Annotated in this window: 11 protein-coding genes; 8 read left to right on the forward strand and 3 right to left on the reverse strand. The window is 63.9% G+C overall.

The window, feature by feature from the left end:
• Nucleotides 1-129 precede the first annotated feature (129 nt).
• From MJD61_16895 to MJD61_16930, 8 genes are all read left to right on the forward strand, one after another.
• Nucleotides 130-1,839, forward strand: a complete 1,710-nt coding sequence (locus tag MJD61_16895) for a hypothetical protein (protein ID MCG8556940.1) — start codon at nt 130-132, stop codon at nt 1,837-1,839.
• A gap of 259 nt (nt 1,840-2,098) precedes the next feature.
• Nucleotides 2,099-3,550 (forward strand): hypothetical protein, encoded by a 1,452-nt coding sequence (locus tag MJD61_16900; protein ID MCG8556941.1) that lies wholly within the window; start codon nt 2,099-2,101, stop codon nt 3,548-3,550.
• A 636-nt stretch (nt 3,551-4,186) separates the two neighbouring features.
• Nucleotides 4,187-5,569: a hypothetical protein gene (locus MJD61_16905; protein ID MCG8556942.1), complete on the forward strand. Its 1,383-nt coding sequence runs from the start codon at nt 4,187-4,189 to the stop codon at nt 5,567-5,569.
• A 404-nt stretch (nt 5,570-5,973) separates the two neighbouring features.
• Complete coding sequence (locus MJD61_16910; protein ID MCG8556943.1) at nt 5,974-6,198, forward strand: antitoxin MazE family protein; 225 nt, start codon at nt 5,974-5,976, stop codon at nt 6,196-6,198.
• Nucleotides 6,195-6,524, forward strand: coding sequence for a type II toxin-antitoxin system PemK/MazF family toxin (locus MJD61_16915; GenBank protein ID MCG8556944.1), 330 nt, complete (start codon nt 6,195-6,197; stop codon nt 6,522-6,524). The genes MJD61_16910 and MJD61_16915 overlap by 4 nt, the downstream gene beginning before the upstream one ends.
• Nucleotides 6,525-6,677: 153 nt before the next feature.
• Nucleotides 6,678-7,004, forward strand: coding sequence for a type II toxin-antitoxin system Phd/YefM family antitoxin (locus tag MJD61_16920; protein MCG8556945.1), 327 nt, complete (start codon nt 6,678-6,680; stop codon nt 7,002-7,004).
• Nucleotides 7,001-7,435 (forward strand): type II toxin-antitoxin system VapC family toxin, encoded by a 435-nt coding sequence (locus tag MJD61_16925; GenBank protein ID MCG8556946.1) that lies wholly within the window; start codon nt 7,001-7,003, stop codon nt 7,433-7,435. The genes MJD61_16920 and MJD61_16925 overlap by 4 nt, the downstream gene beginning before the upstream one ends.
• A gap of 68 nt (nt 7,436-7,503) precedes the next feature.
• A complete protein-coding gene (locus tag MJD61_16930; protein MCG8556947.1) occupies nt 7,504-8,667 on the forward strand; it encodes an ATP-binding protein in 1,164 nt (387 codons plus the stop codon).
• Nucleotides 8,668-8,961: 294 nt separating this feature from the next.
• Here MJD61_16930 and MJD61_16935 read toward each other — a convergent pair whose 3' ends face one another.
• The 3 genes from MJD61_16935 to MJD61_16945 form a co-directional block, all read right to left on the reverse strand.
• Nucleotides 8,962-9,873, reverse strand: a complete 912-nt coding sequence (locus MJD61_16935; protein MCG8556948.1) for an SLBB domain-containing protein — start codon at nt 9,871-9,873, stop codon at nt 8,962-8,964.
• A 280-nt stretch (nt 9,874-10,153) separates the two neighbouring features.
• The gene (locus MJD61_16940; protein ID MCG8556949.1) at nt 10,154-11,635 is read right to left on the reverse strand and encodes an exopolysaccharide biosynthesis polyprenyl glycosylphosphotransferase; all 1,482 of its coding nucleotides are present in this window, start codon (nt 11,633-11,635) and stop codon (nt 10,154-10,156) included.
• Between the two features lie 52 nt (nt 11,636-11,687).
• The gene (locus MJD61_16945; protein MCG8556950.1) at nt 11,688-13,097 is read right to left on the reverse strand and encodes an undecaprenyl-phosphate glucose phosphotransferase; all 1,410 of its coding nucleotides are present in this window, start codon (nt 13,095-13,097) and stop codon (nt 11,688-11,690) included.
• Nucleotides 13,098-13,435 lie beyond the last annotated feature (338 nt).

The raw sequence follows: 13,435 nt of genomic DNA on the forward strand, positions 1-13,435 counted from the left end.
CTCGCGGGCCGGCACGTTTCACGGTGCGGCGCGCGTCCAAACGGACGTCCTTCGTTCGGGGCGTCTGTACAACCAGCGGCACGCCATCAGTGCGGTCGCGACAATTCGTTATTGATACGGAGTAGAAGCATGAACAGGAAGAACAAGATGCACTCGAAACGGGTGCTGATCTGTGGCGCGCTGCTCTGCCTCCTCGCAGGGGGGTGGGTCGCGTGTTCGTCAAACGACGACGCAGTCGGGGGCGAGCCTGAGGTCAAGTCCACCCAGGCGGGCCTCAGCATCAGCGACGTCTGGCTGCCTGAGGGAGACTACTGCGGCACCTTTGAGGCCTGGGTTACGGCAGACCTCTGGCACTGGGTCAAGGTCATTCTGACACCGGGAAAGTGGGACAACAGCAATGAATGTGTTCCGGACCCTGATGGGCACGTCGTCGAGTACAAGGTGCCAGTTTCCCCCGCGAAGAGCGGCTGGGTGACCTTCCATGGCTCGCCTGCGTGCGGTAAGGACGACCTGAACTGCACGTGCGACTCGAGTCCCAACTGCATGTCGGGCCGTACGCATCCAGAACACTTCACGGTCGTTTCCGGAGACCCGAAGTGGATTGACGTGCCTATCAATACGTCTGGCCACGCTACGCTGGGTGGCGCGACCGTCAAGATCAAATCCGAGATCGCGCCCTCGATCGTCTTGTTTAGGGCCGAGGCACACGCGGTCGTAACCGACCCGAACAACGGGGAAAAGAAAGAGCACATCCCGCACGGATGCGAGGTCACGGTCGACGTGAAGGTAGCAGCCAACACCAAGGCCGCACTCCATGATACGAGCAAGCTGGACGACGTGTGGGTCCACGTGCTGAAGCCCGACGATCTTCCCGCCCCGCCGCAAGACGCATGTGATCTCTCGCCTGCCGACAACGAGGGCGTGAAGGCGAAGTGCGAGGCGATAACAGGCGTGGACGGCAAGCTGCGCTGCACAGCGCGCGTCTACCTTCCGGTCGACATTGGCACTTTTGACGGCCTTGCCAACGAGTGGCCGTACGAGTTCAAGTCCGTGGTGCGGGTGGCCGCGAAGGATGAGAGCGTAAAGAACGTCGAGACCTGCGCCTTCAAGGAACTACATGTCAACTTGCCCGAGAAATCCGATCCGACGAAACCAGGTGTAAACATCGAAACCCGCGTGGTCCCAGAAACTGGAAGCCCCGAAACGTACGTCTGGTTGGTCGACAAGGACCATGACCACAGCCCGGAGCTGCAGTACGCTGCCAAGGTTCAGCAATCGGATGCCATCACGCCTACGGCCGTGACGTGCTGGTTGGAAATGGACTCCGCGGGAGCGCTTAGCGTGCAGCAGGGCGATGGGTGCACAGGATCCGCCGACTGCCAGGACGATCCGCGCGTCCCGAATCCCACCCCAACCTCTGTTACACAAACTGTCGCGGGCCTCTGCGTCTACCGGCCGTTCAAGAAGTGCGTTGACCTGGACGGTGTCCGCGCCGCACCAATGCCAGCAGGCGACGGCAAGCTGCACTGGGACGTCGCCCTATGGGAGCCTCCAAACACCAAGAACAAGCCCAATAATCAGGATGGGCTCTGGGACTACGGGCTGTTTGATGCGCACCCGTGGGACTTTCCGACGGACGTTCCGACGAACGCTGACGATAGTACGCAGTGGCTCTGGAAGGACCCCATCGCAGACCTAGGGAACGGAAATAATCAGATCGACAGCGGCGAGCTGACTGCCAAGGTGGCTACGGGTATGACCCAGCCATCCCTGGAACCCAGCCTGCAGCTGGAATACCGCTGCCCCGTGTCCCACCCCGAGCCGATCTCGACGCACTAGTCGCTGAGGCTGCAGGTAGGTAGGCATCACCTAAGGGCCGGCCCCGTACAGGGGCCGGCCCTTTCTTTTGGGCCAGCGCCGACCAGTATCGGCCGACCGCGGGGGAAACTACCTACTATCCGTCGCGCCTCCGTAAGCGCGACGTCCTGCACGATCACTTGCCGCAGCAATCCCTCATGTGCCTAATTGTGCACAAATATCTTGCATAGCTGTGTAAATACGGTCATGCTGGATACCTCACGCCTGAGTGAGGTTGGGCATGGGATATCCAAGATGGGGTCTGTTGAGCGCGTCCCTGCTGCTGGCTAGCTGCACAGGGGACAACACGATTATCGCGAGCACCGTCGCCGAGTTGAAGCAGGCCATCGACACCGCGAACATGACTGGCGTACAGACGGTGATCAGCCTCGCATCCGGCAGCCACGCGCTGGACCTGAGCACCCCGCATTCCGAGCCACTTGGCGAAGAGCTTTGCGCCGGTGCCACAGGGCTGGTCGTGAAGAGCGGCAGCCACGTCACGATCCACGGCAACGGCTTCACGCTGAGCAGGAGCGGCGGTCCAGAGTTTCGCATCTTCTACGTGGACCCAAACGCTTCGCTGACGCTCAACGATTTGACCGTGACCGGCGGGCTCTTGAGCACCTCCAGCGGCTCGCGAGGCGGCGGCATCTGCAACGCCGGCAAGCTGGCCCTGGTGCGCAGCGCGGTTCGCGACAACGGCGCCCATCTCGGAGGCGGCATCGCGAACGTGGCGCCCGAAGGCACCGGCAGTGCGGGCGACGGCACGACCACGCTCACTACGAGTCGCGTGGAGGAAAACGAAGCTTTCACGCACGGAGGTGGCATCTACAACCTGAGGCGCTTTAGCGAGCTGATGCCCAAGCTCTCGCTCACAGACAGCAGCGTTCGCACGAACCGAGCCTTCGATGCCGGTGGCGTATTCAACGAAGGGGGTGAGCTCCATCTGGATCGCAGCACGTTGAGCGAGAACAAGGCCTCGAAGAACGGCGGAGCTATCGTCAACCTGTACGGAACCGCGCAGCTCACCAACGTCACCCTGAGCGGCAACACGGCGGCCGGCGACGTCGGCGCCATGAGCAACGTGACCGGTGCCAGCGCAACGCTCACCCATGTCACGGTTACTCGCAACGCGGCAGGCAAGAAGCACGGAGGCCTGAAAAACAAAGGCAAACAGCTGCAGCTGGTCAACACGATCGTGGCGCAAAACACGGACGATGGCACAGCCCCCGACTGCTTCGGCGCGCCCGCGAGCGGCGGCCACAACCTGATCGGCGACGCGACCGGCTGCGGCTTCACTCCGCTTGGCACCGATATTGTGGGTGTCGTCGATCCCCGCCTGGGACCACTTCAGGATAACGGCGGCCCGACGCACACGCACGCCCTGCTGGATGCCGACGCGCCGTCTCCCGCGAGCCCCGCTGTTGACGCAGCGGGGGACTGCAACCCCCCCACCGCTACCGATGCGCGAGGCCAGCCGCGACCGGCCGACGGCGACGGCGACGGCATGGCGTACTGCGACATCGGGGCCTACGAAAAGCAGCCCAAGAACGACCGCTGCCACGAACGCGATAGGGACGAGCGCAGGGACGAAGACTGGCGCAGGGACGAAGACGAGCGGATCGAGGAAGATCGCTGCGACGACGAGGATCCCCGCAGCGACGAAGGGGAGAAACGCCGAGCGCGACACTAGGCGCCCGGGGTGCACGGGGACATCCACTCCAACTCCCTCCGGTAAGCCACGCCTCTGGAGGTGAGACTCGTCAAGCTTCGAGCGGTCCGTGGTGCTTTTTCCTGCCCCTGCCCTTGCCCGGGAACGTGATGGCCGAGGCGCTCGATGTTGGTCAAGCCTTATCAATGACGAGCGATCGATGAGAGCTCGGGCAGGGGCAAGGCAACAGCCGGCCCGGAGGGCCTTCCTCCCGAACCGGGCCCCTTCAAGGGGCCTTCATCAAACCACCTCCTCAGGAGGTGGTACCTGATTGGGGCACGACGGGCAGGGGCGGCGTTCGTCCCGGTCCGGCCCGTGCTGCTCGTCGCTGTGGTGGTTTCTGTCCCCATGTGATTGCCTCGCCGCTGGGATGTTGCCGCCAGGACACCCACTCCGATGCTCTCTTTTTGACGATCCATTCGACGCGAATCGTCGCGGAAGGTAGGAGGAAATTTGCGCTGCGTACCCATGCGCACAGAAACCTCTTGCACCGTCGACTGGATCTTGCACACTTACATTGTGTAGAGAAAATTCCTTTCTAAACGTGATCTGGCCACGTAATCCCTGAGGTTTTCTGAGCGTCCAGGGCTACGTGAGCGATCAGTCGGAGGGTGCTTCATGGCGAACTCGTTCGAGCGCAGACGGCAAGCTGCGCGCGCAGCCGGGGCGGTACGGAGGCAAATACTGGTTTTGTGTGTAGTCTTCGGCGCCCTGAGCTGCACCTCGCACGGGTCTTCGACCGCCGAGTTGATCGAGACGGTCCGCGCTGCCCTCGAAGGCGGCTCGAGCGTGCCCATCGAGCTTGTCCCGAACGGCTACTACGTGCTTGACGCGGCCAACAATACTGAGAGCCAGGGTCCTTGCAGCGGAGCAAACGGGATGCCGCTCATCGTCGAACCCATCGTGATCCACGGCAATGGTGCGACCATCGAGCGGAATCCGGCAAGCCTCGACGAGTTCCGGATCTTCTCGGTAAGCAGCACGGGCAGCCTGATCCTGAAAGACCTGACCGTGCAGGGCGGACTGCTCAGCGCAGGCGACGGGGCGGGCATCTGCAACCAGGGAACGCTGACACTGCAGCGCAGCACGGTCAGCCACAACAGCGCGGCGGGTGGCGCGGGGATCTTCAATTCGCAAGGTCAACTGAGCCTGGCCGAAACCACGCTGGCTTGGAATCACGCCCTGTTCCAAGCCGGCGCCTTGGGCAATATCGGTGGTGAGCTCAACGTCGTGAACAGCACGATCAGCGAAAACTCGGCCGGGTTCAGCACGGGTGGCATGTGGCTCGATGGATCCGGAACGATCTTACACAGCACCATCACCAAGAACCGGACTGACGGAAGCTTCGGTGGCCTGTATCTTGGGCCTGGATCGGAGGTTGTGACCTCCAGCATCGTTGCCGGCAATATCGCTAGCCGCTGGCCGGACTGTGGAGGCGGATGGCGCGATTCCGGGGGCCACAACCTGGTCGGTGACCCCAAGTGCCCGCTGCGCGGCGGTTTCGACGACATGTTCGGGCTCGACCCGGTCATGGGTCCGCTCGCAGACAACGGCGGGTCGACCTGGACGCATGCACTTCTGCCGAGCAGCCCGGCCATCGACGCGGCCGGCTTGTGCGGGATGGCAACAGACCAGATCGGCACGCCCAGGATCGGTCCCTGCGACATCGGCAGCTACGAGTATCCGGCCGATGTGGACGGAGACGGCATCATCGACGCCATGGACGCCTGCTGGTACTCCGACATGAGTTTCACCGTCGTAGTAGGCGACTGCGACAGCCTGGCCCCTAACCAGCTGCTCAGACACGGCCCGCACACGGGCTGCACGGTCGCCGATCTTGTGGCCAAGGCGCTTGCGAGCGGTCGCGACGACGCGGTCGAAACGCTGCTCGAGCACCTCTCCGAGCAGCTGGGCCTGCTCAGCGACGGCCAGGCCGAAGCCATCGAGGACTGCACCGAGCCCGATGGAGACTACCGCATCGAAGAAGACTGGCGCCGGTGACGCCCAAGCCCCACCACGCCGGCGACCACCCCCGACAGCCCCCGGTCCGGCGCCGACCTGACCCGGGTTGGGGCGACCCGGGCTGACCCGCGACCTCCCCGCCGCCGACCTGACCCGGGTTGGGGCGACCCGGGCTGACCCGGGCTGACCCGACCTGACCCGGGTTCGGTCCGGCGCCGCCGACCCGACCCGACCTGACCCGGGTTGGGGCGACCCGGGCTGACCCGGGTTGGGGCTCAGGCCACCCAGGTTCGCGCTGCCCTTGGACCCAGGGAATCAATGTCGCCAGTGGTAACCGACCTCCTTGTGGAGACACATCGCGGCTGGCTGCCGCGGATCGTCACATCCGAGCGCGGCGGCGAGTTTGCGAGCGCGGAACTAGGCGTCATGCTATATATCATGTCATGAGTCGCAAGCAGGCTTCTCGTGCCAGCGTAGGGCGCTACCGCGAGCGCATGAAGCGCGCCGGCCTGCGCCTGGTCCAGCTCTGGGTCCCCGACACGCGCGCGCGGGGGTTTGCAGGCGAGTGCCGCCGGCAGAGTAGGATCGCGGCCCAGGCTCACCAAGCCGAGCATGAGGTCCTCGACTGGATCGAAGCGCAGCAACCAGCCGAAGACTGGACCGCATGACACGCGGTGACCTGGTCGTGGTCGCTGTCCCCGGAGACTACGGCAAGCCGCGACCCGCCCTGGTCGTGCAGTCGGATCTGTTCAATGAAACACACGCCAGCGTCACGGTCCTGCCGGTGACCAGCGCGATCATCGACGCTCCGTTGTTTCGCATCACGGTGGAGCCCGAGCCTGGCACGGGACTGCGACGCGTCTCGCAGATCATGGTCGACAAGGTCACGACGGTGCGCCGCGAGCGCATCGGTGAGCCCATCGGCCGTCTCCAGGACGCTGCCATGACTCGAGTCAGCCGCGCCATCGCGTTGTGGCTGGGCATCGCCGGCTGAACCACTGCGGCAGCCTGCGCGCCAGCGTCAAACCGAATGAGCAGGATGATTCGCGCTCGATGCACCCGGTGAGGTACGCGGTCAGCAACGACACGATCGACATCGTCCAGTGCCGTTATCATTGCGAACCATGAATCAACTTACGAGATGCGTTTGGCCCAGGTACTGGGCGAGATGTACATCTTCATGTACATTATGGTCATGGCCAAGCGTTGTTCCGTAGCTGACGCTCGCAAGGATCTTTCGGCCCTGCTCACCCAGGCCGAAGCCGGCGTGGAGGTCGAGATTACGCGCCGGGGTGAACCCGTCGCGGTGCTCGTGTCGATTCAGAAGTATCAACGCATCAAGGGCAGGAGAAGCGCGTTCAAGCAAGCATACAAGGAGTTCGCGGCCAGCTACGACCTTGGCAAAGACGGGCTGGACGAAGACTTCTTGCAAACGCTTCGAGACGCCTCTGGCGGACGGCGGGTGCAGTTTTGAGCGCGAGCTTCCTGCTGGATACCAACGTGATCTCGGTACCCGTACGCAAGGTTGCCGACCCTACCGTCGTTGCCCGCCTCGAGAGGCACGCCGATCGCTGCGCGATCCCTGCACCCGTTTGGCACGAGCTCAGCTACGGCTGCCAGCGTTTGCCTCCGGGCAGCCGGCGCCGGGCACTCGAGGCGTACCTGCGTGACGTGGTCCGTCCCGCCTTTCCGATCCTTCCCTACGATGAGGTGGCCGCCACCTGGCACGCGGCGGAACGAGCAAGGCTGGAACGCGCGGGCAAGCCGACACCGTATGTCGATGGACAAATCGCAGCCATCGCGTCCGTAGCGAAACTCACCTTGGTGACGGGCAATACGAAGGACTTTCGGCACTTCAGGGATCTTGCGGTTACGGATTGGAGCGGCCGGTCCCGACGGCAATAAGAGCAGATAGTGCAGCTCACCAGGAAATCCCAGTATATGATCGAGGATTTTCATGGTAGAAAGAAGACGTGATCCTGCAGCGGAAGCGGCACCTGCGCACCATTCGACGTCTGCACCGCAGCCATCGAATCGTGGCGCTGCTTGGCCCACGCCAGGTAGGCAAGACCACCCTCGCACTGCAGTATGCCGGAGCTTCACGGGGGCAGAGCGAGCGCCTTGACCTCGAGGATCCGGCTGATCTGGCCCGGCTAAAGGACCCCATACCAGCACTACTGCGCCGCCGGGGACTGGTAGTGATCGACGAGGTGCAGCGCCGCCCCGAGCTCTTCGCAGCCCTACGTGTGGTGGCGGACCGGCCCCGCACGCCCAGGTTCCTGGTCCTAGGGAGCACGTCGCCCGAGCTGCTCCGGCAGTCGTCGGAAACGCTGGCCGGGCGCATCGCTTATGTAGAGCTGCCGGGTTTCTGTGCTCAGGAGGTAGGTGACGCGGCCCTGGAGCGCCTCTGGCTTCGCGGCGGGTTTCCGCGCTCCTTCCTGGCTCGCAACGAACAGGAAAGCCGCGACTGGCGGGAGCAATTCATCCGCACCTTCGTGGAACGCGACCTGCCCAACCTCGCTTCTCCGCGCATACCGGCTCCGGTGATGCGCCGCTTCTGGACCATGACAGCTCACTACCACGGCCAGACCTGGAACTCCTCGGCCGTCGCTTCCTCGCTGGGGGTGGCCGCCACGACGACCAAGACCTATCTCAATCTGCTCACCGAGACCTTCATGGTGCGCCAGCTGCAGCCTTGGCACGAAAGCCTGGCGAAGCGGCAAGTCCGAGCGCCCAAGGTCTACCTGGCCGACAGCGGGCTGCTGCACACCCTGCACGGCATATCGGACTGGCGCTCGCTCGAGGGTCACCCGAAGCTCGGAGCCTCATGGGAAGGCTTCCTGCTCAACGAAATACTCCTGAAGATCGGCGCTGGCCCCGGCGAGAGCTTCTTCTGGGCCACTCATCAGGGTGCGGAGTTGGATCTGCTGGTCGTCAGAGGAGCACGACGGCTGGGTTTCGAGATCAAGCGCACCACTGCGCCCACGGTCAACAAGTCGATGCGCATTGCGATGCGCGACCTGCGCCTGTCGTCACTCGATGTGGTGCACGCAGGCGGCGAGACCTTCCAGCTCGACAAGCGCATCCGAGCGGTGTCCGCCTTTCGGCTGCAACGCGACCTGCGCCCACTGCGGTAGCCCGCTCACCCCGCTCGATGCACCTCTCCCGCAAGCGAACGAACAGAATACTGGCCTTGTGCTTAGTCTTCAGCACCTTGACCTGCACCTCGCAGGGGGCCTCTACCGCCGAGCTGATCGGTGCGGTCCACGCCGCCCTCGAGGGGGGCTCGAGCGTGCCTATCGAGCTCGGGAGCACTCGCCGACACGCCATCCGACCCCGCGGCGCTGCGCCATGCTCGGTCCGGAGCTTCGGGACGCGCGCCAGCGGTGCCCAGTCCTCACCGAAACACACGAGTTATTCTTCCGCGGGCCCTAATTGGCAGCGATTGCCAGAGCCAAAAACAGCGCGCTCACGCTCATGGACATCAATGGGCCGAGCCTATCCAGCACCTCGCCAAAATCGGCGATGGGATGATCCGTGACGTAGAGCACGTCACCTGGCTGCATGGCGATGTCGGAAGCTTGCCCGCTCACGATCGAGTCGAGCCGGGCGTGATAGACCCGGGTCCCTTCGGCCTCGCGTCGCAACAGGCGTAGATCGCCGAGGTCCGCATCGATAGTCGGGCCTCCGGCCATGGCCAATGCCTGGGTGAGACGCAGGCCGGGTCGATACGGCACCGCCGTCGCACCGCCCACGGCACCAAGCACGCTCACGTCCAGGAGCCGCAGCGGTGGAACGAAGACGGAATCACCGGCTCGCATCAGGACATTGTGGCTCTTGTGGCCACGTAGCGCCTTGTTCACGTCCACGGGAAGTCGGTACCCTTGGCGGTAGACGGAGGCGTTCGCCAGGTCGGCAAGCGGCCAGGCCTGTCCCTCGGCGTCGGTGCGAACCGCGGGTCCACCCGAAAGTGCGATCACATCCGCAAGCCTCATTCCTGGAATCAGCGATACTGCGCCCGGCTGCGCCACGGCACCCAGCGAGGTTACGCGCTGCCCCTTCGCCTCGTTGAGCTTGATCTGCACGGTGGCCAACTTGTCGAAGCGTCGCAGCTGCTCCTGAATCAGGGCAGCCGCGGGTCCCAAACCCAGCGCCCCTACCTTGACCTCGCCCACGAGCGGCAACCGTACAAAACCGGCTGCATCGACGATGAGCTCCGTATGCTCCTCGGTTTCCGTAGAGACGGTGGTGACGTCGATGACGTCGCCTGGCCTCAACACGAAACGCTCGGGTGGGTCTTGGGACAAGCCGCGTTTCGGCGGTGGCAGCATCGAGGACGACATCGTAGGCATCGTCGGGGCAGGTGGGAAGGCGGAACCACAGGCCGCAGCCCCTATACACAAGACGAGTGCCCATGACCGGCAACCGGGCGCGAGCGCTACGCAGCAAGCGAGTCGTCGTCGCAGCATAGACAGCAACGGAGCCCGATGATGGCACAGAGCGCGCGTGTCGCCAAGCAACGCGCTTCGACAACCAGCAACGCGCTTCGACAACCAGCAACGCGCTTCGACAACCAGCAACGCGCTTCGACAAACCAGCACGCGGTCTGCGGATGTTCGCGGATCAAGCCTGATCGGCGAGGCTATCGCGGAGCGCGGACCGAGGAAGGCGGCGCGGCTCCACGTGCGAAAGCCGCGCTGCTGACGGCCGGCGCGCAGCGCCTTGGCCAATCGCCACCTGCCGCACCGCTTTCCACATGATCGCCAGATCAAGCCCGACGCTCCAGCTACGCAGGTAGCCGACGTCGTAGCCCACCTCGCCCTGCTGCGTCGACCCGACCGCGTCCAGCTCGAACACGCCATCGACCTCCGCCCAACCTATGATTCCGGGCGCCACGCGATGGTGACGCATCGCCGGAGGTTGCAGCGTGCGGTAGGTCTCGAGGGCCTCCCGCGTCAGCGGCCGCGGGCCGACAAGCGACATGCTGCCGCCCAGCACTTGCAGCAGCTGCGGCAACCGATCGAGCTTGGCGCGCCGCAGCCAGTCCCCAAATGCAGTGCGGCGCAGCACCGTTCCCTCCAGCGCCGTGCCATGGACCAGCTCGCTGGTGCGAAAACGCAGGACGTTCAGGCTCGAGCCGTTGGGCCCGTAACAGCGCTCGCGGATTAGTATCGGGCCGCGGGAGCTGAGCTTGATCGCGAACCCTATCAACAGCATCGGTACCGCGGCCAGGATCGCAAGTATCAAGCTCAGACCCAGGTCCTCCAACCGCTTCAGCCAGCCCTCCACGCCGGAGAACGGCTTGTCCACGATGCCCATCACCGCGATCTCACCGACGGCTCCAAAGCGCGCCTGCAGGGGGTCGAACCCGCCAAAATCGCAAGCCAAGGAAACCGTGGCTGTCGTATCGGCCAGCGCTCGAACCAGGGACTGTATTCGGGGCTCCGCCCGCAGCGGCAGCGCGACGTAGACCACGTCGATCTCGCCCGCCCGCGCCCGCTCTACCAGCTGTTCCAGGTTGCCCTCGAGCTCGCCGGGTCGCACGAACTCACGCAGCCTCGACGCGTGACGGTCATCGTAGAACCCTGCGAAGCGGACGCCCATCCAGGGCGAGCCCAGCAGGGTCTGCGCCAGGGCCCTGCCAACGTGCGAAGCTCCGGCAACGGCCACCGACCTCGGGTTGCGTCCCCGGGTGCGAAGCCAGCGCAAGGTCAGCCCGACGCCGAAGCGCCAGAAGCCCACCAGCAGCGGCGTGAGTCCGCACCACAGCGCCAAGACGCTGCGCGAACAGCGCTCGATGTAGCCCGTTGCAAATCCGGCAATCAAGAGTACTGCCAGCACGGTCAGCCACGCCAGCCAGGACTTCAGCACCTCGCTCTGGGCAGGCATCGTGCGAAAGGTCCGGTACAGACCGTACGACGGCGCGACGATCGCGAAAAGCACCGATGCCGAAAACGCCGCAATAGCGTAGCTGATGAACCAAGGTTCGTTCCAGAACCAGCAGGCGGCCACCAGCGCCCCCACCACGCAGGTAAGGTCGCAAAGGCGTGCCACGATCCCCAGAAGCCATGCGTATCGCTGTGCGAGCCCGTGTGGCTGTGTCATGGCTGCGTCGCTCCTTATCGTGGTTTTCTGTTCCGACACCGTAGGTACGCTATCAGTAAGCATTCTTGCGTGCTGAGGAACCGAATACAGTCATGAAGATGATTCGCAAATCAAGCAGCAGAGACCAGTTACGAATGTAGTGCAGGTCGAACTCGACGCGTCGCCGCATCTGCTCTACCGTCTCGGTTTCGCCGCGCAAACCATTGACCTGGGCCCAACCGCTGATGCCCGGCTTGACGATGTGCCGGCGCATGTAGCCCTCGATCTCACCCCGATAGGCCTCGTTGTGGGAGACGGCATGCGGGCGCGGTCCCACGATCGACATCTCGCCCGTCAACACCTGAAGGAACTGGGGCAGTTCGTCGAGGGAGTTGCGACGCAAGAACGCACCGAAGCGGGTAATTCGTGTGTCGTTTTTCTTCGCCTGGGTCACCTTGTCGCCGTCCTCGCACACGGTCATGGTTCGGAACTTCCAGACGCGGATACTGTCGCCGTTGAGACCATAGCGGCGCTGCTTGAAGATCGCAGGTCCGCGCGATGTCAGGCGCACCCCCAGCGCGATGATCAACATGGGCAGCGCGATCAGGCCCATAATGATGCTCCCCAGCACCAGATCCTCGATCCGCTTGAGGTAGCCGGACGCGCCCTGGAATGGCGTGTCGACGATGCTCATTACAGGGATCGGCCCTACGCTGGACCAGTCCGTCTTGAGGCCTTCGAACCCACCGAAATCGCACGCCAGGAACACGGAGGCCGAGGTGTCGGCCAAGCGATGGATTAGCGCCTGAGCTCGCGGCTCCGCGCGCAGCGGCAGAGCAAGATACACCACGTCGACGGCGCCAGCGTTGACGCGCTCGACGAGATCGCTCAGGTTGCCGCGCACGGAGCCTACGCTGGAATCCAAACGTTCGCGAGCGCGGTCGTCGTAGAATCCTTCCACCCGTACACCGCTCCAAGGCGCCTGCTGAAAGCTCCGGGCCAGGCGTGCTCCAAGGGCAGACGCGCCCGCGATCGCCACCGAGGTCCGTAGCGCACCGAATTCCGTCAGCGCGAAACGCAGCAACCGGCGGCAAAGCGCAAGCGCGACGGGGCTCAGCAAGAGCCAACACAACAGGGCCACCCGCGAATCCGGGTGCGAAGGGTGCAGCCCGAGGGCGAGGAGCACGAGCGCCGGAACCACCAGGCTCCACGAGAGCGCGACCGTAAGCAGCTCGGTAACAGCGCGCCCGATCTGCCAGGGGCGATACAGTCCCTGCGAGCCCGCGATCACCTGAAACAGGAGCACAGCCACGACTGCAGCCAGCGTATGGCCACCCTCCCAGGCGACGCCGTAATAACCGAAGCTCAGATAGAGCCCACCAACGACACACACGGCGTCGCTGGTCCGCAACAGGTAGCTCGTTTTGTCGAGGTACGGCCGCGGCGGGCAAGCAATTAGAGGATGCACCTTGAGGCTCTGCAACTGGATACCTCCCGATCACGCAGCAATTCGTTCAGACTGCTGGCTGGTCCACGTCAGGCGATGCCGAAACATCGAGCCCACCCCAAACTCGTCTTGCGCCGCGACTCCAGCAGGCGCCCCATATCAGTAGAGGTGGTATTTATAGAATAATCTAATATTACTGGAACGCAATCGAAAACCGACACAGGGCCGAACACGTAACTTCTCAAAAAGTGGTGGCGATGGAATTGGGGCAGGGGCTGAAAAAGGGGATGTTTTTTGCAGTGGGACGATCGAAGTTCGATGAGAGTGCGCGCAATTCGGTGAAGAATGCAGGGAGGTGCTCAAAGGGGATCGAC

The organism is Pseudomonadota bacterium, from assembly GCA_022361155.1.
In the GTDB taxonomy this organism is placed as follows: Bacteria; Myxococcota_A; Polyangia; order Polyangiales; family JAKSBK01; genus JAKSBK01.

Coding starts and splice junctions, on each gene's coding strand:
- MJD61_16895 (MCG8556940.1), top strand. CDS start 130: ATGAACAGGAAGAACAAGATGCACTCGAAACGGGTGCTGATCTGTGGC.
- MJD61_16900 (MCG8556941.1), top strand. CDS start 2,099: ATGGGATATCCAAGATGGGGTCTGTTGAGCGCGTCCCTGCTGCTGGCT.
- MJD61_16905 (MCG8556942.1), top strand. CDS start 4,187: ATGGCGAACTCGTTCGAGCGCAGACGGCAAGCTGCGCGCGCAGCCGGG.
- MJD61_16910 (MCG8556943.1), top strand. CDS start 5,974: ATGAGTCGCAAGCAGGCTTCTCGTGCCAGCGTAGGGCGCTACCGCGAG.
- MJD61_16915 (MCG8556944.1), top strand. CDS start 6,195: ATGACACGCGGTGACCTGGTCGTGGTCGCTGTCCCCGGAGACTACGGC.
- MJD61_16935 (MCG8556948.1), bottom strand. CDS start 9,873: ATGTCGTCCTCGATGCTGCCACCGCCGAAACGCGGCTTGTCCCAAGAC.
- MJD61_16940 (MCG8556949.1), bottom strand. CDS start 11,635: ATGACACAGCCACACGGGCTCGCACAGCGATACGCATGGCTTCTGGGG.